1 rRNA gene is annotated in these 204 nt (G+C 50.0%); it reads left to right on the forward strand.

Going from position 1 to position 204, the window contains the following annotated elements:
• Positions 1-126: 126 nt before the first annotated feature.
• A 5S ribosomal RNA gene (gene rrf / locus F8197_RS29550) occupies positions 127-204 on the forward strand; the annotation flags it as partial.

A 204-nucleotide genomic window follows, 5' to 3' on the forward strand; every position in this document is an offset into this window, starting at 1 on the left:
GCAGGTTATGGTGAATAAGAAGTACGTTGAGACGTTCGTTGATACACAACTTCATTACCCACCTACTTACTTCTCCCAGATTCTGGGCAACGTCTTACGATAAGACGCGGCCCGTACAGTTCAATGCCTGATGACCATAGCAAGTCGGTCCCACCCCTTCCCATCCCGAACAGGACCGTGAAACGACTTTGCGCCGATGATAGT

Origin of the sequence: Duganella sp. FT27W, from assembly GCF_009295655.1 — a bacterium.
Taxonomy (GTDB): Bacteria; Pseudomonadota; Gammaproteobacteria; order Burkholderiales; family Burkholderiaceae_D; genus Rugamonas; species Rugamonas zoogloeoides.